Annotated in this window: 19 protein-coding genes and 2 tRNA genes; 12 read left to right on the forward strand and 9 right to left on the reverse strand. The window is 64.9% G+C overall.

Translation table 11 applies throughout. The features are described 5' to 3' along the window. Position 1 precedes the first annotated feature (1 nt). The 6 genes from AB7535_RS20700 to AB7535_RS20725 all read left to right on the forward strand — a co-directional run bounded on the left by AB7535_RS20700 (position 2) and on the right by AB7535_RS20725 (position 5441). The gene (locus AB7535_RS20700) at positions 2–946 is read left to right on the forward strand and encodes an alpha-E domain-containing protein (protein WP_028150006.1); all 945 of its coding nucleotides are present in this window, start codon (positions 2–4) and stop codon (positions 944–946) included. Between the two features lie 169 nt (positions 947–1115). After that, positions 1116–1964 (forward strand): transglutaminase family protein, encoded by an 849-nt coding sequence (locus AB7535_RS20705; RefSeq protein WP_063982452.1) that lies wholly within the window; start codon positions 1116–1118, stop codon positions 1962–1964. 150 nt (positions 1965–2114) lie between these two features. Then, positions 2115–3314: a flavin-dependent monooxygenase gene (locus AB7535_RS20710; RefSeq protein WP_085401604.1), complete on the forward strand. Its 1200-nt coding sequence runs from the start codon at positions 2115–2117 to the stop codon at positions 3312–3314. Positions 3315–3368: 54 nt separating this feature from the next. Continuing rightward, a complete protein-coding gene (locus AB7535_RS20715) occupies positions 3369–3776 on the forward strand; it encodes a carboxymuconolactone decarboxylase family protein (protein ID WP_028154692.1) in 408 nt (135 codons plus the stop codon). Positions 3777–3890: 114 nt separating this feature from the next. Beyond that, entirely contained in the window at positions 3891–4649 is a 759-nt protein-coding gene (locus tag AB7535_RS20720; RefSeq protein ID WP_028154691.1) for a proteasome-type protease, read from the forward strand. A gap of 33 nt (positions 4650–4682) precedes the next feature. Beyond that, the gene (locus AB7535_RS20725; protein ID WP_028150002.1) at positions 4683–5441 is read left to right on the forward strand and encodes an SDR family oxidoreductase; all 759 of its coding nucleotides are present in this window, start codon (positions 4683–4685) and stop codon (positions 5439–5441) included. Between the two features lie 210 nt (positions 5442–5651). Here AB7535_RS20725 and AB7535_RS20730 read toward each other — a convergent pair whose 3' ends face one another. After that, on the reverse strand, positions 5652–6890 hold the full coding sequence (locus tag AB7535_RS20730; RefSeq protein WP_085401603.1) for an MFS transporter: 1239 nt from the start codon (positions 6888–6890) through the stop codon (positions 5652–5654). Between the two features lie 160 nt (positions 6891–7050). Between AB7535_RS20730 and AB7535_RS20735 the strand changes: the two genes are divergently transcribed. Continuing rightward, the gene (locus tag AB7535_RS20735; RefSeq protein WP_085401602.1) at positions 7051–8301 is read left to right on the forward strand and encodes a NupC/NupG family nucleoside CNT transporter; all 1251 of its coding nucleotides are present in this window, start codon (positions 7051–7053) and stop codon (positions 8299–8301) included. Between the two features lie 117 nt (positions 8302–8418). Here AB7535_RS20735 and AB7535_RS20740 read toward each other — a convergent pair whose 3' ends face one another. Further along, a complete protein-coding gene (locus tag AB7535_RS20740; protein ID WP_085401601.1) occupies positions 8419–8958 on the reverse strand; it encodes a cupin domain-containing protein in 540 nt (179 codons plus the stop codon). Positions 8959–9118: 160 nt separating this feature from the next. Beyond that, positions 9119–9406 (reverse strand): usg protein, encoded by a 288-nt coding sequence (locus tag AB7535_RS20745; RefSeq protein ID WP_014494242.1) that lies wholly within the window; start codon positions 9404–9406, stop codon positions 9119–9121. Between the two features lie 378 nt (positions 9407–9784). Here AB7535_RS20745 and AB7535_RS20750 point away from each other — a divergent pair, with 378 nt between their 5' ends. Both AB7535_RS20750 and groL read left to right on the forward strand, forming a co-directional pair. After that, positions 9785–10099 carry a co-chaperone GroES gene (locus AB7535_RS20750; RefSeq protein ID WP_008139213.1) on the forward strand — a complete coding sequence of 105 codons (315 nt, stop codon included), beginning with the start codon at positions 9785–9787 and terminating at the stop codon, positions 10097–10099. 44 nt (positions 10100–10143) lie between these two features. Next, positions 10144–11784, forward strand: a complete 1641-nt coding sequence (groL, locus tag AB7535_RS20755) for a chaperonin GroEL (protein WP_071912538.1) — start codon at positions 10144–10146, stop codon at positions 11782–11784. Between the two features lie 127 nt (positions 11785–11911). Here groL and lepB read toward each other — a convergent pair whose 3' ends face one another. From lepB to AB7535_RS20780, 5 genes are all read right to left on the reverse strand, one after another. Further along, positions 11912–12658: a signal peptidase I gene (lepB, locus tag AB7535_RS20760; RefSeq protein ID WP_085404365.1), complete on the reverse strand. Its 747-nt coding sequence runs from the start codon at positions 12656–12658 to the stop codon at positions 11912–11914. Positions 12659–12820: 162 nt separating this feature from the next. Further along, a complete protein-coding gene (locus AB7535_RS20765) occupies positions 12821–13972 on the reverse strand; it encodes a slipin family protein (RefSeq protein ID WP_085404364.1) in 1152 nt (383 codons plus the stop codon). A gap of 335 nt (positions 13973–14307) precedes the next feature. Beyond that, positions 14308–14373, reverse strand: a tRNA-Asn gene (locus tag AB7535_RS20770). A gap of 4 nt (positions 14374–14377) precedes the next feature. Next, a tRNA-Phe gene (locus AB7535_RS20775) sits at positions 14378–14447 on the reverse strand. Between the two features lie 193 nt (positions 14448–14640). Continuing rightward, complete coding sequence (locus tag AB7535_RS20780; protein ID WP_085404363.1) at positions 14641–15474, reverse strand: LysR family transcriptional regulator; 834 nt, start codon at positions 15472–15474, stop codon at positions 14641–14643. Between the two features lie 127 nt (positions 15475–15601). On the opposite strand from AB7535_RS20780, the gene AB7535_RS20785 reads away from it, so the two are divergent. From AB7535_RS20785 to AB7535_RS20795, 3 genes are all read left to right on the forward strand, one after another. After that, entirely contained in the window at positions 15602–16195 is a 594-nt protein-coding gene (locus AB7535_RS20785) for a cysteine hydrolase family protein (protein WP_439036805.1), read from the forward strand. Between the two features lie 12 nt (positions 16196–16207). Continuing rightward, the gene (locus AB7535_RS20790; RefSeq protein ID WP_085404361.1) at positions 16208–16846 is read left to right on the forward strand and encodes a glutathione binding-like protein; all 639 of its coding nucleotides are present in this window, start codon (positions 16208–16210) and stop codon (positions 16844–16846) included. A gap of 110 nt (positions 16847–16956) precedes the next feature. After that, positions 16957–18321 (forward strand): caspase family protein, encoded by a 1365-nt coding sequence (locus AB7535_RS20795; protein WP_085404360.1) that lies wholly within the window; start codon positions 16957–16959, stop codon positions 18319–18321. 39 nt (positions 18322–18360) lie between these two features. On the opposite strand, the gene AB7535_RS20800 is transcribed toward AB7535_RS20795, so the two are convergent. Then, complete coding sequence (locus AB7535_RS20800; RefSeq protein ID WP_085404359.1) at positions 18361–19797, reverse strand: NAD-dependent succinate-semialdehyde dehydrogenase; 1437 nt, start codon at positions 19795–19797, stop codon at positions 18361–18363. Between the last annotated feature and the right edge of the window lie 8 nt (positions 19798–19805).

Genomic DNA, 19805 nt, shown 5'->3' on the forward strand with positions numbered 1-19805 from the left:
GATGCTGTCGCGTACCGCCGAAAACCTCTATTGGCTCGCCCGCTATGTCGAACGGGCCGAGTATCTCGCGCGCACCATCGATGCGACGCTACGCGTCACTGCGCTTCCCGCCGCCTATATCGGCAAGACCAATGAATGGGACTCGGCGCTTCTCACCGCCGGCGTCGCCGCGAGCTTCTATCAGCAATACGAAGTCGCCAACGAGCACAACGTCGTCGACTACCTCTCGTTCTCGGCAAGCAATCCATCATCGATCCGGAACTGCATCGAGGCGGCGCGGCTGAACTCGCGCTCGGTGCGCACCGCGCTCACCAGCGAGATGTGGGACACCATCAATTCGGCCTGGATCGAGCTCCAGGAGGTCTGGAGCAAGGGCACCTCCACGCGCGAGGATCTCGCAAAATTCCTGCGCTTCGTGCAGGAGACTTCGCTGCGCTTCGACGGCTCGGCCTACCGGACCATGCTGCGCAACGACGCCTACTGGTTCTCGCGGATGGGCGTGCATCTGGAGCGCGCCGACAACACCGCGCGCATCCTCGACGTGAAGTACCACGTGCTGCTGCCCGAGGAGGAGCATGTCGGCGGCCCGCTCGACTTCTATCAGTGGAGCTCGATCCTGCGCTCGGTCTCGGCGCTGACGGCCTATCACTGGGTCTATCGCGAGACACTGAAGCCGTGGCTGATTGCGGACTTGCTTATCCTCAACGACACGCTGCCGCGCTCGCTGGCAAGCTGTTACGGCAATCTCGTGCGCAACCTCGACCAGATCGGCGTCGCCTATGGCCGCCAGGGCCCCGCCCAGCGCCACGCCCGCGGCATCCGCAACCGGCTGGAACACAGCAATATGAACGACATTTTCCAGCACGGCGTGCATGAATTCATTCAGGAATTTATCACGGACAATTCCAGGCTGGGCGAAATCATCACAAAGCAGTATTTGATCTGATGTCCCCCGGCTGACGAAAACGGGATATCGTCATGGCCGGGCTTGTCCCGGCCATCCACGTTCTTGCTTTTGCGCGGCGAGGAAGATCGTGGATGCCCGGGACAAGCCCGGGCATGACGAGCTTCTTCGCAATAGGCAGCGGGTCTAACCACTAACTTCACGGTCCACCATGCGCCTGCGAATCCTGCACACCACGACCTATCGCTACGAGCCGCCGGCCACCAGCGTGATCCAGATCCTGCGCATGACGCCCGGCAGCCATGACGGGCAGTATGTGGCGGAGTGGCAGATCGACGTCTCGACCGACACCAAGCTCGACACCCATGAGGACGCCTTCGGCAACGTCACCCATGTGCTGTCCTGCGGACCCGTCGGCGACATCAAGATCACCGCCGAGGGCCTGATCGAGACCCACGACACCGGCGGCGTGCTGCGCGGCGCCGACGAGCGCTTTCCGGCCGGCATGTTCTTGCGGGCCACCGACCTCACCACCGTCAATCCGGCGATGACGGCGGTCGCGCGGCAGTTGCGCAGCGAGGCCGAGAGCGACACGCTCGGCTTCCTGCACACGCTGATGACGCAAATCAGCGATCACATGACCTTCGACGAGGATCCGACCAACAGCGGCACCTCAGCGGCCGAAGCGTTCACGCTCAAGCGCGGCGTCTGCCAGGACTACGCGCATATCTTCATCGCCTGCGCCCGCAGCGGTGGCGTGCCGGCGCGCTTCGTCTCCGGCCATTTCCTGCGCTCCGACGGCACGGTGCACCAGGATGCCGGCCATGCTTGGGCGGAAGCTTACGTCGACGGTCTCGGCTGGGTCGGCTTCGATCCCGCCAACTGCATCTGCACCACCGACGCCCATGTCCGCGTTGCGATCGGGCTCGACTATCTCGGCGCAGCCCCCGTGCGCGGCACCCGCTATGGCGGCGGCGCGGAGACGCTGACGGTGGCCGTGAAGGTCGAGCAGGCCGGCCGCGGCGGGCAATCGCAGTCCCAGTCACAGCGGCAGAGCTAGGCGCTGCGGTATCTCGTCACGAGGCATCCGCGGCGCAATCACGTCGCAGCGTTACAGCTGTAATCGACGACGGCCCGCGCTGAAACCGTCCCGTAGCGCCATCTCTTCAACCTCCGTTGTGATCCGTTTCCGCAACAGAGGTTGAGACAGATGCGGCTTCACGAAAAGAACAAGAAGCATTCCGTGCCCCTGCGCGATCCCCACCAGGACATGCTTGCGGGGATCCGGGAGTTGGCTCCCGAGATCAAGGCCCGCGCCGCCGAGATCGAAGCCGCACGCCGCGTCCCGCCCGACCTCGTGGAACGGCTGCGGTCGATCGGGCTCTTCCGGATGTTCGTTCCGCGGAGCCATGGCGGGCTGGAGCTGGATTTTCCGGCCGGACTGGAGGTTATCAAGGCACTCGCCCGTCTCGACGGGTCGGTTGGCTGGATCGCGGTTGTCGCCGGAGCGAGCAGCCTCTTCGTCGCCGCGTCACCCCCGGAGTTGTACCAGCGCATCTATCAGGACGGACCTGATACGGCGATCTGCGGCTCATCCCAGCCGGGTGGAACAGCAGAGCGCGTGGCCGACGGCTATCGCGTCAGGGGCCGCTGGCCTTTCGCCAGCGGTTGCACCCATGCCGACTGGATCGGCGGGTTCTGCATTGTCACCGAGAACGGCAAGCCGGTCCCCGGCCCGCAAGGCAAGCCGCAGGTTCGCGTCGCTGTGCTGCCGGCGCGTGACTGGGAGATCGAGGACACCTGGCACGCGGCAGGGCTCAAGGGCACCGGCAGCCATCACGTCACGCTGCGGGAGACGCTGGTTTCCGAAGCCCATTTCTTCGATCTCGATGCCGCCCCGCGCCAGTCGGGGCCGCTCTATCAGGCGGTGCGGCAATGGCTGCCATTGGTGCACGGCGCATTCTCGGTGGGGATGGCCGAAGGCACCGTCGACGACCTGCTCGCGCTGGCCGCTACCGGAAGGCAGCAATTGTACGCGGCCGTGCCGATGCGGGAGTCCGAGATCTTCCAATACGATCTCGGCCGGATTTCCGCCAACCTCGGGGCCGCGCAAGCGTTTCACGAGGTCCAGGCCGCCAGCCACTGGCGTCACGCACTGGCGAGAACGCTGAACGACGAAGACCTCGTGATCGAGGGTGCCCGCTCCGCGACCTGGCTCGCCACGACCTGCGTCGGCATCGCGGATGCCTGCTTTGCGCTGGCCGGCGCCAGCGCTGTCTACGACAGCTCGCCGCTGCAGCGGCGCCTGCGCGACCTCCACGTCGCAGCACAGCACGCTCATGCGCAGCAGCGGCAATATGTCGATGTCGGCAAGCTGGCGTTGCGTCGATCGGCCGGACATGCCGGCTGAGCGCTCGAGCCGTGCTACACTCGCGGGATCAGACCTGCCCCCGCGAGGTACCCCATGGCGACCGTAAAGCTGCTTTCGGACGATGAACTCTCCGCCGAGGCGCGCGCCGTTTTCGACGATATCCGCAAGGTGCGGAAGTCGGACTTCGTCAACAATTTCTGGCGCGCGCTGGCGCATGATCCGAAGACGCTGCGGCGGACCTGGGAGAGCATCAAGGAGGTGATGGCACCCGGCGCGCTCGATCCCAAGATCAAGGAAATGCTCTATGTCGCAGTCTCGATCGCGCATGGCTGCAGCTATTGCATCCATTCGCACACCGCGGGCGCACGGGCCAAGGGCATGACCGAGGCCGAATATGGCGAGATGCTCGCCATCGTCGGCATGGCCGCGGAGACCAACCGGCTGGTCACGGCGCTCGGCGTCCCCGTCGACGAGGCGTTTCTCGTCGATGCCGCTGACTGAGCGGCAGAGATAGCTGTTTCGCCGGAGAATGACGACCTCCCCCGGGGAATCGGGGGTTTCATGCCTCCCCGAAATTGGCTAGTAATTCCGCGCAAACGCGTTCGGGGACGGGAAATGACCTATTGTTGCGGAATCCTGGTTCGGGACGGTCTGGTGATGATCGCCGACACCCGAACCAATGCCGGGCTCGACAACGTCTCGACCTTCCGCAAGCTCCACATCTTCTCCAAACCCGGCGACCGCATCATGGCGATCGCCAGCGCCGGTAACCTCGCCATCAGCCAGTCGGTGCTGTCGACACTGACCGAAGGCCTGGAGGACCCCACCACGGGCGAGGTCGAGACGCTGATGAACGCACCGACCATGTTCCAGGCCGCCCAGCGCATCGGCCGGGCGATCCGGGCGGTGCACGCGACCGAAGGACCCGCGCTGCGATCCGAAGACGTTTCCTTCGACGTCTCCTTCCTGTTCGGCGGCCAGATCAAGGGCGCGCGCATGCGCCTGTTCATGGTCTACACCGCCGGCAATTTCATCGAGTGCACCACGGACACGCCCTACCTGCAGATCGGCGAGCACAAATACGGCAAGCCGGTGCTCGACCGCGCCATGCATTACGACGTCGAGCTCTACGAGGCGCTGAAGACCGGCCTGATCTCGATGGACTCGACCATGCGCTCCAATCTCGGCGTCGGCCTGCCGATCGACGTGCTGGTGGTGCGTAGCGATGCCTGCGATGCCGATCTCAACCACCGCATCGAGGCGGGCGAGCCCTATTTCCACGACCTGCGCTCGCGCTGGTCGGCGGCCTTGCGCGCGGCGCATCAGAACATTCCGCGGCCGCCCTACAAGAACGAAAAAGAACCAAAAACCTGACAGCCAACTTGAAGAGAGAAAAGGCAGGAAACGATGAGTGAAGCAAACAAGATCGCAGTGGTGACGGGCGCGGGCACCGGTGTCGGGCGCGCGGCGTCGCTGGCGTTGATGAACATCGGCTTCACCGTGGTGCTGGTCGGGCGCCGGCTCGACATGCTCGAGGAGACCGCAAAGCTCGGCCCCGCAGGCAAGAGCCTGTGCGTCACCGCGGACATGACCAAGCCGGACTCCATTGCCGCGCTGTTCGACAAGGTGAAGGCGACCTACGGCCGGCTCGACGTGCTGTTCAACAATGCCGGCATGGGCGCGCCGGCGGTGAACTTCGAGGATCTCAGCCTCGAGCAGTGGCAGGCGGTGGTGAACACCAACCTCACCGGCCCGTTCCTGTGCACCCAGCACGCCTTCCGCATCATGAAGGACCAGAGCCCGCGCGGCGGCCGCATCATCAACAACGGCTCGATCTCGGCGCACGCGCCGCGGCCGTTCTCGGCGGCCTACACCTCGACCAAGCACGCCATCACGGGCCTCACCAAGGCCTCCAACCTCGACGGCCGCATGTACGACATCGCGGTCGGCCAGGTCGACATCGGCAATGCCGCGACGCCCATGACCGATCGCATGGTCAACGGCCCCGGCGTGCTGCAGCCCGACGGCACCACCAAGCACGAGCCGCGCATGGACGCCAAGGCGGTCGGCGACGCCGTCGCCTACATGGCCGGCCTGCCGCTCGATGCCAACGTGCTGACCATGACCGTCATGGCCACCAAGATGCCGTTCGTCGGACGGGGCTAAACTAAAAAAGTGAAAAACAACCCCATGCACAGTAGGCGGCGTGGGGTTGCGACTTGCCTTTGGCAAACGCGGTGACGTCGGCTAAATCCCCGCGCTGCCTCCACAATCGTCATTGCGAGCGCAGCGAAGCAATCCAGGGTGTTTCCGCGGAGAGATTCTGGATTGCTTCGTCGCTTTGCTCCTCGCAACGACGGATGAGAGAGCGGAGCCCTACTCCAAACTCTCCACCTGCCGCAGCGCCGGAAACAGCTTCATCCACAGCAGCGCGACCGCGACGGTGCAGACGCCGCCGAGCACGGCCGCAGGCATGGCGCCGAGCAGCGCGGCTGCGACGCCGCTCTCGAACTGGCCGAGCTGGTTGGAGGCGTTGATGAAGAGGAAGTTGACCGCGCCGACCCGGCCGCGCATCTCGTCGGGCGTTGAGAGCTGCACCAGCGAGAAGCGGATCACGACGCTGATCGTGTCGGCGGCGCCCAGAATGGCGAGCGACAACACCGACAGCCACATCCAGGACGACAGCGCGAACACGACCGTGGCGACGCCGAACACGATCACGGCCTGGAACATGCGCAGGCCTACATGCCGCGAGATGGCGTGACGCGCCAGCACCATGGTCATCAGCAGCGCACCGACCGCGGGCGCGGCGCGCAAGATCCCGAGCCCCATCGGGCCGGTCTGGAGGATGTCGCGGGCATAGATCGGCAACAGCGCGGTGACGCCGCCGAACAGCACGGCAAACAGATCGAGCGAGATGGTGCCGAGGATCGCCGGATTGCTGCGGATGAAGCGGACGCCGGCGAAGATGTTGTCGGCGTCCGTCCCCTCCTTGGAGACCGCCTGCGGACGCGGCCGGATGAAGCCGGTCAAAATCATCCCGAGAATCCAGAACAGCAGCATCACGGCATAGGCAAGATGCGGCGCGACCGCACAGGCAAAGCCGCCGAGCGCCGGACCCGTGATGGTCGCGACCTGCCCCGCGCCGCTCGCGACTGCGGTTGCGCGCTGGAGCGATCCCTGCGGCGCGATCAGCGGCAGCAGCGCAGCGGTGGTCGGGCTCTCGAAGGCGCCGGCAATGCCGAGCACGAAGGTCGCGATGAAGATCTGCACCTCGCTGACCAGGCCGAGATAGGTGATGATCACGAGATAGAGCGCGGTCGCGGCTTCCACGAGCTGGCAGAGCTGGACCACGCGCTTGCGCTCGAAACGGTCGGCGGCGTGGCCGGCGACGAACACCAGAAGCGCGGTGGGCAGGAACTGCACGAGGCCGACCATGCCGAGGTCGAAGGCCGAGCCGGTGAGATCATAGATCTGCCAGCCGATCGCGACCGCCGCGATCTGGCTGGAGAAGCGCGACAGGCTGCGCGAAAGCAGGAAGAACAGGAAGGCGCGGTGGGCAAGGAGCGCGCGGGCACTGACCGGCGGACTGGCTGATATTGGCTGCTCTGGCATCGCCTCTTGGGTCACCCTGGACCGTCCGCCCCCTGATGTCGACGTGCCCCCGCGTGACTGAGGCGCTCCTGCTTGTCAACAGCGGGAGGCTCAGGTCATCTCCCGGCATTGCGTTTGCAACGCGGGCGCGGCCATAATCATTGGGGGTTTTGGGGACACCATGCTGCGCTTGCAATCGGCACTCGGCATTTTCGCATTGCTGTTGATCGCCTTCACGTTGGCAGAGAATCGCCGCGCCGTATCGCTGCGGCAGGCTGCGATTGGCCTCATCGCGACCTTCGTCACCGCGGCTGTCCTCCTGAAAGTGCCCGTCGTCGCGCGCGCCTTCGGCGCCATCAACGACGCGGTCGGCGCGATCTCCGCGGCCTCGCGCGCCGGCTCCTCCTTCGTGTTCGGCTATGTCGGGGGCGGTCCCCTGCCCTTCGATCTGAAGGTGCCGGGCGCCGATTTCATCCTGGCGTTCCAGGCGCTGCCGATCGTGCTGGTCATGAGCGTGCTGACGACGCTCTTGTTCTATTGGCGCGTGCTGCCGCCGGTCGTGCGCGGCATGGCCTGGCTGCTGGAGCGGACGCTGGGCGTCGGCGGCGCAGTCGGGCTCTCGACCGCGGCCAACATCTTCCTCGGCATGGTCGAGGCACCGCTGTTCGTGCGGCCGTACCTGGCGCAGATGACGCGCAGCGAATTGTTCCTGGTGATGACCGGCGGCATGGCCGGCATCGCCGGCACGGTGCTGGTGCTCTATGCGACGCTGCTGGCGCCGCTCATTCCCGATGCCGCCGCGCATTTCGTCATCGCCTCGGTGCTGGGCGCGCCGGCCGCGATCCTCGTCAGCCTGATCATGGTGCCGGAGACTTCCGACAAGCGCACCGGCGGCGCGCTGGAGGATCCTGAGATGGACGTCTCCGGCCCGATGGATGCAATCGTGAAGGGGACGAGCGCGGGGATCGAACTGCTGATCAACATCGTCGCCATGCTGCTGGTGCTGGTGGCGCTGGTCTATCTCGTCAATGCCATCCTCGGCCTGCTGCCAAACATCGGCGGCGCCGCGATCTCGTTGCAGCGCCTGCTGGGCCTCGTGATGGCGCCGGTGTGCTGGCTGATGGGATTGCCCTGGGACCAGGCGGTGACCGCCGGCAGTCTGATGGGCACCAAGACCGTGCTCAACGAGCTGATCGCCTATGTCGACTTCTCAAAACTGCCGCCCGATACGCTCGATCCGCGCTCGCGCCTGATCATGCTCTACGCAATGTGCGGCTTCGCCAATTTCGCCAGCCTCGGCATCATGATCGGCGGCTTAGGGGTGATGGCGCCGGAGCGGCGCGAGGAGATCAACGCGCTCGGGCTGAAATCGATCGTGTCGGGGACGCTGACGACGTGTTTGATGGGCGCGGTCGTGGGGGTGTTGAGTTAGGCTCTCGCCACCCGTCATTCCGGGGCGCCGCGAAGCGGCGAGCCCGGAATCCATCGGGCGTCAGCACATGCCGAGAAATGGATTCCGGGCTCGCGCTGCGCGCGCCCCGGAATGACATCAGCTCTTCAACTCCACCGTCCTGAACTCCGCCGGCAGGATCACCTCCAGCAGTTCCACGTCATCCGAATAATCCAGGATCATGTGCTTGATCTTCGGCGGCTGGGTCCAGGCGCTGCCTTCCTTCATCAAGGTCTCGCCCTGGCCGTCCATGTAGGTCTTCACCCAGCCCTTGAGCACGTAGACCATCTGGAATTCGACGTCGTGGAAGTGCAGCTTCGACACCTCGTTCGGATCGCAGGGGCCTTGCAGGCGGATCACGTGGGCTTGCGCGAGGCCGTGGCTGGCTTCGGCGATGCCGAGGTCGCGGTACTTGGCGTAGGTGCGCAGGCCGTCGGCCTTGAAGTCTTCCTCGCGGTGATGGCTGATGGCGATGCGCTGCTTGGGACGCGCGGGCTTTTTCGGAACGGCCTTTGCCGGTGTCGTGCGCGCCTTCGCCTTCACCGCCTTGCGCGCCGAGGATCGTGCCACGGCCTTGGCTCCGCTCCGCTTCTTCACCGCGGCCTGGGCTGCACTGCGCGATTTTGTTTTCTTGGCCATGGGCCGCCTCCCTGTTGTTATGGGCGGAGGCTAGCACAGAACGAGATATCGTAGGGTGGGCAAAGCGAAAGCGTGCCCACCATTGCCAGATGCAATCGTGGAGAGATGGTAGGCATGGCGCGAGCGCGCCTTTGCCCACTCTACGATGCCGGCGCGCTGTTCAATGCAGCCGGAACACGCCATCCACGGCGCGCAGCTCGGCCGGCTTGATCAGCTTGGAATGCGCGACGGTGACCGAATGGAGCGGACCGTCGAGCTTCTCCTGCCAGAACGCCAGGAAATCCTTCAGCGCCGGAAATTTCGGAAACATGTCGTAGTTCTGCCAGACGTAGGTCTGGAGAAGCGAGGGATGATCGGGCATCCGATAGAGAATTTGCGCCGTCGTCAGCCCGTAACCCAAAAGCTGTTTCCGGAAATCTTCGGAAACGCCCCCACTCCGCAAGCCCATGCCAACCTCCTTTGCAGGAGCGCATTCAAGGGGCGGCTTGGTCGGTGTGCGCCTTACGAGCCACCCGGTACTGATGCGCTCACATGAGAGAAATGTGACGCAAACTGACAATCCATCTCAAGCCTAAAAGTTTAACAAGCTGTTGAAATTCAATGCTTTAGCAGCAGAGGCGGCTCCGTGCTAATACGGTCACCGGGCGGGTTAACGATGGTAAAGAGATTCTGGCACCCGGGCCTTCAGAGTGCCGATTTTTCTGCTAGAAGCCCTTGCCCCCGCAAAATTCCTGTCCTATTTCAGCCTCGCCTGTGCTAGCACTCGCTGGCACAGACTGCTAACGCCAAAAAATTCCCATACCGTGCAACTACTTAGGAGGACTGCATGAAATTCCGTCCGCTTCACGACCGCGTCGTGGTCAAGCGTATCGACGCAGAAGAGAAGACCGCCGGCGGCATCATCATCCCCGACACTGCCAAGGAAAAGCCCTCGCAGGGCGAAGTCGTCGCCGTCGGCCCCGGTGGCCGCGACGAAGCTGGCAAGCTGATCCCGATCGACCTGAAGGTCGGCGACCGCGTGCTGTTCGGCAAGTGGTCCGGCACCGAGGTCAAGATCGACAACGTCGACCTGCTGATCATGAAGGAAAGCGACATCATGGGCGTCCTCGACGTCCCCGCTTCCAAGAAGAAGGCGGCCTAAGAGCCCCCTCTCCCCACCAGCTAAACACCTAAGGAAAAATCCAGATGTCAGCTAAAGAAGTCAAATTCGGCGTCGATGCACGCGACAAGATGCTGCGTGGCGTCGACATCCTCGCCAACGCCGTCAAGGTGACGCTCGGCCCCAAGGGCCGCAACGTCGTCCTCGACAAGTCGTTCGGCGCTCCCCGCATCACCAAGGACGGCGTCACCGTCGCCAAGGAGATCGAGCTCGACGACAAGTTCGAGAACATGGGCGCGCAGATGGTGCGCGAAGTCGCCTCCAAGTCGGCTGACGCGGCCGGCGACGGCACCACCACCGCAACCGTGCTCGCGGCTGCGATCGTTCGTGAAGGCGCCAAGTCGGTTGCCGCCGGCATGAACCCGATGGACCTGAAGCGTGGTATCGACCTGGCCGTGGAAGCCGTGGTCGCCGACCTCGTCAAGAACTCCAAGAAGGTCACCTCGAACGACGAGATCGCCCAGGTCGGCACCATCTCCGCCAACGGCGATGCCGAAATCGGCAAGTTCCTCTCCGACGCCATGAAGAAGGTCGGCAACGAGGGTGTCATCACCGTCGAGGAAGCCAAGTCGCTCGAGACCGAGCTCGACGTCGTCGAGGGCATGCAGTTCGACCGCGGCTACATCTCGCCCTACTTCGTCACCAACGCCGACAAGATGCGCGTTGAGATGGACGACGCCTACATCCTCATCAACGAGAAGAAGCTCTCCTCGCTGAACGAGCTGCTGCCGCTGCTCGAGGCCGTAGTGCAGACCGGCAAGCCGCTGGTCATCGTCGCCGAGGACGTCGAAGGCGAAGCGCTTGCGACCCTCGTCGTGAACCGTCTGCGCGGTGGTCTGAAGGTCGCGGCCGTCAAGGCTCCGGGCTTCGGCGATCGCCGCAAGGCCATGCTGCAGGACATCGCGATCCTGACCGGCGGCCAGGCGATCTCGGAAGATCTCGGCATCAAGCTCGAGAACGTCACGCTCAACATGCTCGGTCGCGCCAAGAAGGTGATGATCGACAAGGAGAACACCACGATCGTCAACGGCGCCGGCAAGAAGGCCGACATCGAGGCGCGCGTGGCCCAGATCAAGGCGCAGATCGAGGAGACCACCTCGGACTACGACCGTGAGAAGCTCCAGGAGCGTCTCGCCAAGCTCGCAGGCGGCGTCGCGGTGATCCGCGTCGGCGGCGCGACCGAGGTCGAGGTGAAGGAGCGCAAGGATCGCGTTGATGACGCGATGCATGCGACCCGCGCGGCTGTCGAGGAAGGCATCGTCCCGGGCGGCGGCGTCGCCCTGCTCCGTGCCTCCGAGCAGCTCAAGGGTCTGCGCACCAAGAACGACGACCAGAAGACCGGCGTCGAGATCGTGCGCAAGGCGCTGTCGGCTCCCGCTCGCCAGATCGCGATCAACGCCGGTGAAGACGGTTCGGTGATCGTCGGCAAGATCCTGGAGAACAAGACCTACGCTTACGGCTTCGACTCCCAGACCGGCGAGTACGTCAACCTGGTCACCAAGGGCATCATCGACCCGACCAAGGTGGTCCGTACCGCGATCCAGAACGCAGCCTCGGTTGCCGCGCTCCTGATCACCACGGAAGCCATGGTCGCCGAGCTGCCCAAGAAGGGCGGCGCCGGTCCGGCGATGCCCCCGGGCGGCGGCATGGGCGGCATGGACTTCTAAGCGCCGAGCTCTGGCACAACACGGAATGCGAAACCCCGGCAGCGATGCCGGGGTTTCTGTTTTGGGCAAACTCTCTCCCCCGTCATTCCGGGGCGCGCGGAGCGCGAGCCCGGAATGACAGGGCCCCTCACCAGACCTTCCCCAGCCGCTCCATGTGCGGCTCTCCGTCTTCATCGAGCGACCAGAAGATCCGGGTCACCCGCCCGACGAGGTTGTCCATCGGGATGAAACCCATCGTTGCCATCACGCGGCTGTCGCTCGAATTGTCGCGGTTGTCGCCCAGCACGAAGAAATGGCCGGGCGGCACGGTGTAGACATTGGTGTTGTCGTAGTAGCCGTTCTCGACGCAGTCGTAGGTGATGTAGGAATTGCCATTGGGCAGCGTCTCGCGCCAGCGCTTGACCTTGACGCTGCCATCCAGACCGCAGGCGGTGCCGGCGAGCCCGTTTGCGAGCGCGACGCGCGTCACCGGTCTGTCATTGAGGACAAGCTGTCCCTGCCGCATCTGGATGCGGTCGCCGGGCAGCCCGACCACGCGCTTGACGTAGTCGACCGAGGTGTCCTTTGGCGCGCGAAACACGACGACGTCACCGTGCTCGGGCTCGGCGGCAAAGACACGGCCCGAGATCCAGGACGGCGCGAAAGGGAAGGAATAGCGGCCGTAGCCATAAGCATATTTGGCGGCAAAGACGTAGTCGCCGACCATCAGCGTCGGTGCCATCGAACCCGACGGGATGTTGAACGGCTGATACAGGAAGAAGCGAAACAGGAACGGCGGCGACCACAGCACCGGGATCATCAGGATCAGGACGACGATCGCCTTCCATTCCCGCGGCCGGGCCGTAGGGCGGATCGTTTGCTGAAGAGTGGTCATTCGCTTGCCATGATCGAGATTGTGGTCGTCACCGTGAGATTACGCAACCTTCGCGCGCGTGCAATACCCACGCATGGTTTGGTCGCACAGGCGCGCGCACGCGTTCATCGCAAGCGTCGACAATGAACATGTGAAGGGCCGCCCGTGGGCGGCCCTTCTGCTTCATGCAATCTCGGGCGCCTTCAGGCGCACGAGCCGGGTCAGGAGGGCATCGAGGCCCTCGCCGTTGCCGGCGTGGAGGTCGATGCGGCCGACCTTCTCGACCAGCCGCTCCAGCGACTCCAGCTCCTTGAGCCGCAGCAGCAGGGGGTTGTCCTCCATCAGGCGGGCGGTGTTCAGGAGCGAACGCGTCGCCGCGGTCTCCTCCTGCCGACGGATCAGGTTCGCCTTCGCGACCCGCTCCGCCTCCACCACCTTGTTCACCAGCTCCCGGATCTCGCCGGGCAGGATCACGTCCTTGACGCCGAGCTCGGTCACCTCCATGCCGGACTCCGCGACGCGTGCACGCACATAGTCGCGCAGCTCCGCATCCAGCGCCGCCTTCGCAGACAGCACCTCGTCCAGCGTCCGGCCCGCCACCGCCTCGCGGATCGCGAACTGCACCAGCCGGTACAGCCACGCATCCACGTCGGGCACGGTCGCAACCGTGCGCTCGGGATCGACGATCCTGCGGAACGCCGTCAGCGTCACCCGCAGCGCGATGCGATCCTTGGTCAGCATCTCCTGCGCGGTGATCTCGACCGCCTGGGGCCGCAGGTCGAGGCGCTTCACCTCGATCTTGCGGCCGACGGTCCAGAAGGCGTGCCGGCCGGGCGCAAGCCGCTCCACGAGCCGGCCCTCGACATAGAGCAGGCCCGCCTCGTGGTTCTCGACCACCGCTTCCATCACGACGGTCGAGCGGTTGCGCTCGATCATGGTCAGGTGCCGCGCGCCAACCCGGGGATCGGCGGACACATCGATGCGCTCGACATCGATGCGGGTCGCGACCTTCCAGTAGACGCGCACCTGCCAGGGCGTCATCAGATGCACGGGCCGGCCGTCGAGGCTGACGATGGCGATCTCGTCCGCCTTGGTCTCGATCGCCTCGAACAGCTCAGCGGCCAGATCAGGCCGCGCGGCCTTCAGCACCGCGTAGCGATCCGCGGGGAATTCGCTGCGCACCACGTCGAGCACCTCGGCCTTCAGCTCGTGCAGGGGATCGAACAAGCGATGCTTGCCGGGCGCGAGCACGCGCACGAGCTGTCCGTTGCGCGTGAGCAACGCACGCTCGCCATCCTTCACCGTCACGTTCAGCATCAGCAAGTGCCAGGTCATGGCACGCCTCCTTCGTTTGCGCCCGGCCGGATGCCGGACAGCAGGTTTCGTTTGCAAAGGACGTGAGGACGCGGACGACGCTTCCCGGGAAATCAGCGGGCCGGGGCTTGAGCTTGCATGATGACGGGCGCACGCGCGCGATCGCTCGACGCGTGTCGAGCGGTCATGCGGAGCCACCCGGCATCAGCGCAAGCGGTATCGACCCGCGGCGCAAAGCCGGTCTCACAGTGTCTAGGTTCGGACGGAAAGCCTTTCGGCAAAACGGCCGGACTGCGACTGAAGCGCGCGTCCGGTCCTCGTCAGAGGTATCAGCTTTTCAGGCTGAAACGGAGCGCTGGAGCGGGATTCGAACCCGCGACAGGATGAGTAACAGTCATCTGCTCTACCAAACTGAGCTATCCTTTGTGCAAGAGACCGGAATCGAACCGATGCCTTCGGGTGTTCAGCCCGACGCTCTCCATGAGCTACGTCCTGCGTTTGCCCTTCATTCGGCGGAACACGAAACCGCAGAGCGGCCCGCGCCAGTCGGGATCTCAGAGAGCCCGAACCCATGGCCTAGCGAAGGAGGGCGCTAATAGACGAAGCACGTTCGGGTTGCAAGGGGGAAAGCCAAGATTTTTCGTCACGCACTCCGCACTGTGACGCGATGATCACAATGCGATGTGACGTCAACCGCGCGACGTTTCCTGAAAACACGCCCTCACCCAGTCGATCGTCACACGCGTCGCGGGATCGCGCTTGAGGTGGTTTTGCACCAGCAGCCAGGCGTCGCGCCGCTTCGGCAGCAGCGTGGCGCGCAGGCGGCGATCGCCGAGCAAGTCCGCGCAAACATATTCCGGCAACACGCCGGCGGCCCGATGCGCGCGGATCAGGTTACGGATGACGCGAACGTTGTCGGTGACGCAGCGCGCGCGGGGTTGCTTCATGCGCAGGAATTGCATCTCGGGAATGGCACCGAGTTCGTCCGGATAGGCGCACAGCACTGGTTCGCCCTCGGTCGCAACAGGCTCGAAATAATAAATGCGGATCTCGCCGAGCCTGGAGATCGCGAAGTCACCCTTGTCGGGTTTGCGCAGCCGGATGGCGAGATCGGCCTCCCAGCGCGAGAACTTGACGTTCTCGCTCGAGGTGAGGAATTGCAGCGTCAGGCCGGGATTGGCGCGCAGGAAGTCGCTCGCGCGCGGCGACAGCACCTCCTCGGCGAACGTGTTGGTGGAGGCGATGCGCAGGCGGCCCACCGGACCTGCCAGGCTCGCGCCGACGCGACCGATCTCGGCGGCATGTGCGGCCATCGCCTCGACATGCGCCAGCACCGCCTCGCAACTCCGCGTCGGCCTGCGGACGCCGTCGGCCGCCTCGAACAGACGCAAACCGAGCGCACGCTCGATGCGCGACAGCCTGCGCCCGACCGTGGTTTCGTCGATGCGCAGCCGCGCGCTGGCGCCCGCGTAGGTGCCCTCGTCCCTGACGGCAGCGATGATGCGCAGATCGTCCCAGTTCATTGCGTCAGGTTATACCGGCCGGGAGCGGCCTGCAATATCGCAGCCACCCGCTGCAATATCCCTGCATATCAGCAGGCATTCCCGGGGCTATGTTTGTGCAGCCTTTTGCCCCGGAGATTTCCAGACCATGACGACCGCAAAGACCCTGCTGCAGCTCGCCGGTGCCGATCTCGACCCGCCGCGTCTTGGCGACGCCGCGCTGGTGCTGATCGATATCCAGAACGAATATCTCGCTGGTCCCCTCGCTTTGCCCGACGCCCGGCCCGCGATCGCGCGAGCGGCTGCGCTCCTGGCACGGGCGCGCGAGAGCGGAGCCGCGATCATCCATATCGCCCATCGCGGCAAGGCCGGCAGCCTGTTCGATCGCGGCGCCGACCGTGGCGCCATCGTCGCCGAGCTGAGCCCCCGTGCCGGCGAGCTGGTGATCGAGAAGGAGTTGCCCAATGCATTTGCCGGCACTGATTTGCAGGCGCGCCTTGCCGCAACCGACAGGAAGAACATCGTACTGGCCGGCTTCATGACGCATATGTGCGTCAGCTCCACCGCCCGTGCCGCGCTCGACCTCGGCTTTCGCGCGACTGTTGACGCCGATGCCTGTGCCACGCGCGACCTGCCCGACGGCCGCGGCGGCACGCTGGACGCCCGGACCATCCACGAGGTTGCACTCGCCGAGCTATCCGACCGCTTCGCGATCATCGCGCGCGGCGATGCGCTGAAATAACGGAGCAACGCGATGCTGCAGCTCTATTTCTCGCCGATGGCCTGCTCGCTTGCGAGCCGCATCGCGCTGATGGAGGCCGGCCTCGATGCGCGTTATCATCTGGTGCATCTCCGGACCAAGACGGTCGCCGACGACGACGGCGATTTCCGCGGCGTGTCGCCGAAGGCCGCGGTGCCGGTCCTGGTGCTGGAGAACGGCGAACGGCTGACCGAAAGCGCGGCGGTGCTGCAATACATCGCCGATGCGAAGCCGGAGGCGGGTCTCGCGCCCCGGTTCGGCGATCCCGACCGCTACCGCCTGCAGGAATGGCTGAGCTTCATCGGCACCGAGATCCACAAGGCATTCCTGTTTCCGACCTTCTGGTACAAGGACGACGGCTCGCTCGCCAAACCGCGTGCAAGGATCCCGCAGACATTGGCGGTGCCATCGGCGCATCTCGCGGACCGCGAATTCCTCGTCGGTGACAGCTTCACCGTCGCGGATGCTCACCTCACCTGGGCCCTGCTGCTGCTCCGTCCCGCGGGCGTCGACATCGCGCAATGGCCAAGCCTGTCGGCCTATCTCGCGCGCATGCAGGCGCGGCCCAGCGTGCGGGATGCGATTGCGACCGAGATGGAGCTGCGCAAGACGGTGGCGGCAAACCCGGCGTGACAGGATGTCACGGTCGCCAAATCTGACGGGCCCACGGCGAGGGCATTGATACCGACGCGGCATGCGCTAATCTGGGGGATATTTTTCGATATTTCCCCTGGAAGGCATTCATGCGTGCTCCTTCTGGAATTTTGCGTCATTTTTTCCTGCCCCTCCTCGCCCTCTGGCTGAGTCTTGGGCTGAGCCTTGCCCCCGCATCGGCGGACACGCGGGTCGCGCTGGTGATCGGCAACGGCGCTTATGTCTCTACAGCGCAGCTTCCCAACCCGTCGCATGACGCCGAAGACGTCGCAGCCTCGCTCAAGCGCAGCGGTTTCGAGGTGTTCCAGGGTATCGACCTGCGCCAGGCCGACATGCAGGACCTGACCATCCGCTTCGCGCGCGCCGCGAGCCGGGCTGACGTCGCGATGTTCTATTACAGCGGCCATGCCATGCAGTACAACGGCGTGAACTATCTGATGCCTGTCGACGCCGTGCTGACGGATGAAGCAGACCTCAAGCGCTTCGTGCGGGTCGACGACATCGTGAACGATTTGCAGCAGGCCAAGAATTTGCGCATCCTCGTGCTCGATTCCTGCCGCGACAATCCGCTGGCCGAAACCTTGAAGCGCTCTGCCGGCTCGACCCGCGCCGCCTCGATCGGACGAGGCCTGTCGAAAGTCGAGGCGCCGCGCGGCACGATCGTGTCGTTCTCGACGCAATCAGGCCAGGTCGCCGCCGACGGCACCGGCCGCAACAGCCCCTACACGACCGCGTTCCTCAAGCACATCGAGGAGCCGCAGGAAATCGGCGACGTCTTTCGCGACATCAGCAGCGACGTCTATGACTCCAGCGGCAAGACCCAGCTGCCGGAGCTCTCGCTGTCGATCATCGGCAAGTTCTACCTGAACGGGCCTGTAACGGTCACGGTCGCACCGGCGGCCCCCCAAGCTGCACCGAAGGCCGATCCCTGCGCGGCCGCCGAGGCGCACTGGAAGGCTGCTGAGGGCATCGGCACGCTGGGTGCCTTTGAGGATCATCTCGCGAGATTCCCGAACTGCATCTTCGCCACCCTCGCCAAGGCACGCATTGAAGGCCTGAAGCAGAAAGTGGCGGTCGCGCCGAGCGGTAACGCCAGAACCACCGGCAGCAAGGATTTTGACGGCAGCTGGGACGTGACGTTGAACTGCCCGGCTTCCGGCAAGGCGCAGGGCTTCACCAGGCCTCTGGTCGCCACCGTGACCAATGGCGTGTTTCACGCCGAGGTGCAGGGTCCGGGCGGTGTCAATCGGCTGGAGATCGACGGCCAGATCCCGCAGGACGGCAAGACGACCTTGAGCGCACGCGGCACGACGGGGGCAAGCACCTACACACTCAACAACCTCGCACCCGGCTCGCCTTACGCCTTTACGGTCGATGCGCAGTTCGATCGCACCCGTGGCAGCGGAAAGCGCAACGAGGCGCGTGCCTGCAACCTGGTTTTCGTCAAGCGCTAAGCCGCGCGATGATCGCGCGGCCTCGCGTACAACGCCTTCTCACACGCCCGTCTGGCTGATGAACTTGGTATTGAAGTAGCCCTCCATCGCCTCGGTGCCGCCTTCCGAGCCATAGCCCGAATCCTTGATGCCGCCGAACGGCACCTCGGGCAGCGCCAGACCAAAGCTGTTGATCGACATCATGCCGGCCTCGACTGCCGCGCCGATCGCAGCCGCCGTCTTGGCCGAGCTGGTGAAGGCGTAAGAGGCAAGGCCAAAGGGCAGCCGGTTGGCCTCCTCGACCACGTCGTCGAATGACGAGAAGCGGGAGATCAGGGCGAGCGGGCCGAACGGCTCCTCGTTCATCGCGCGCGCATCCTTCGGCACATCGCTCACCACGGTCGGCTCGAAGAAGTGCCCCTTGTTGCCGACACGCTTGCCCCCGGTCTCGAGCCTGGCGCCCTTGCCGACGGCATCCTGCACCATGCCTTCGATGGCGGTGACGCGGCGTGGATTGGCGAGCGAGCCCATTTTGGACTCGGGATCGAGGCCGTTGCCGACCTTGAACGCCTTGGCGCTGTCGACGAATTTGTCGACGAATTCGCGGAACACATCGTCCTGCACCAGCATCCGCGTCGGCGAGATGCAGACCTGGCCAGCGTTGCGATATTTCGCCGCCGCCAGGATCTTCGCGGCCGACGTGACGTCGGCATCCCCAAAGACGATCGCCGGCGCATGGCCGCCGAGCTCCATGGTGGCGCGCTTCATGTGCAGGCCCGCGAGCGCGTTGAGCTGCTTGCCGACATGGGTCGAGCCTGTGAAGGAGATTTTCCGGATCACCGGATGCGGGATCAGATATTCGGAGATTTCCGACGGCACGCCGTAGACGAGGTTGATGACGCCATCGGGCACGCCCGCGTCGGCAAACGCGCGAATGAGCTGCGCGGGCGAAGCTGGTGTCTCCTCCGGCGCCTTGACGATGATCGAGCAGCCGGCAGCGAGCGCTGCGGAAAGCTTGCGCACGACCTGGTTGATCGGGAAATTCCACGGCGTGAACGCGGCGACCGGGCCGACCGGCTCCTTCATCGCGATCTGGTAGATGCCGGGGCCGCGCGCGGGGATCAATCGGCCATAGGCGCGCTTGGCCTCCTCCGCGAACCACTCGATGACATCTGCCGCGGCCATCGCCTCCATCCTGGCCTCGCCCAGCGTCTTGCCCTGCTCCATCGTCAGCAGCGGCGCGATCTCGTCATTGCGCTCGCGAATGATCGCGGCGGCCTTGCGCATGATCCGGCAGCGCTCGAACGGCGCGACATTGCGCCAGATCTTGAAGCCGGCGGAAGCGGCCGCGAGCGCCTCGTCGAGATCGGACTGGCCAGCATGCGCGACGATGCCGATCACCTCCTCGGTCGCGGGATTGCGCACCTCGATCACTTTGCCAGAATGGGCCGGGCGCCATTTGCCGGCAATGAAAAGCTGCGTGTTCGAATAGGCCAACAGAGTCT

This window comes from Bradyrhizobium sp. 956_D2_N1_4, from assembly GCF_052076025.1.
Lineage (GTDB): Bacteria > Pseudomonadota > Alphaproteobacteria > Rhizobiales > Xanthobacteraceae > Bradyrhizobium > Bradyrhizobium barranii.

Coding starts and splice junctions, on each gene's coding strand:
- AB7535_RS20700 (WP_028150006.1), top strand. CDS start 2: ATGCTGTCGCGTACCGCCGAAAACCTCTATTGGCTCGCCCGCTATGTC.
- AB7535_RS20705 (WP_063982452.1), top strand. CDS start 1,116: ATGCGCCTGCGAATCCTGCACACCACGACCTATCGCTACGAGCCGCCG.
- AB7535_RS20710 (WP_085401604.1), top strand. CDS start 2,115: ATGCGGCTTCACGAAAAGAACAAGAAGCATTCCGTGCCCCTGCGCGAT.
- AB7535_RS20715 (WP_028154692.1), top strand. CDS start 3,369: ATGGCGACCGTAAAGCTGCTTTCGGACGATGAACTCTCCGCCGAGGCG.
- AB7535_RS20720 (WP_028154691.1), top strand. CDS start 3,891: ATGACCTATTGTTGCGGAATCCTGGTTCGGGACGGTCTGGTGATGATC.
- AB7535_RS20725 (WP_028150002.1), top strand. CDS start 4,683: ATGAGTGAAGCAAACAAGATCGCAGTGGTGACGGGCGCGGGCACCGGT.
- AB7535_RS20730 (WP_085401603.1), bottom strand. CDS start 6,890: ATGCCAGAGCAGCCAATATCAGCCAGTCCGCCGGTCAGTGCCCGCGCG.
- AB7535_RS20735 (WP_085401602.1), top strand. CDS start 7,051: ATGCTGCGCTTGCAATCGGCACTCGGCATTTTCGCATTGCTGTTGATC.
- AB7535_RS20740 (WP_085401601.1), bottom strand. CDS start 8,958: ATGGCCAAGAAAACAAAATCGCGCAGTGCAGCCCAGGCCGCGGTGAAG.
- AB7535_RS20745 (WP_014494242.1), bottom strand. CDS start 9,406: ATGGGCTTGCGGAGTGGGGGCGTTTCCGAAGATTTCCGGAAACAGCTT.
- AB7535_RS20750 (WP_008139213.1), top strand. CDS start 9,785: ATGAAATTCCGTCCGCTTCACGACCGCGTCGTGGTCAAGCGTATCGAC.
- groL (WP_071912538.1), top strand. CDS start 10,144: ATGTCAGCTAAAGAAGTCAAATTCGGCGTCGATGCACGCGACAAGATG.
- lepB (WP_085404365.1), bottom strand. CDS start 12,658: ATGACCACTCTTCAGCAAACGATCCGCCCTACGGCCCGGCCGCGGGAA.
- AB7535_RS20765 (WP_085404364.1), bottom strand. CDS start 13,972: ATGACCTGGCACTTGCTGATGCTGAACGTGACGGTGAAGGATGGCGAG.
- AB7535_RS20780 (WP_085404363.1), bottom strand. CDS start 15,474: ATGAACTGGGACGATCTGCGCATCATCGCTGCCGTCAGGGACGAGGGC.
- AB7535_RS20785 (WP_439036805.1), top strand. CDS start 15,602: ATGACGACCGCAAAGACCCTGCTGCAGCTCGCCGGTGCCGATCTCGAC.
- AB7535_RS20790 (WP_085404361.1), top strand. CDS start 16,208: ATGCTGCAGCTCTATTTCTCGCCGATGGCCTGCTCGCTTGCGAGCCGC.
- AB7535_RS20795 (WP_085404360.1), top strand. CDS start 16,957: ATGCGTGCTCCTTCTGGAATTTTGCGTCATTTTTTCCTGCCCCTCCTC.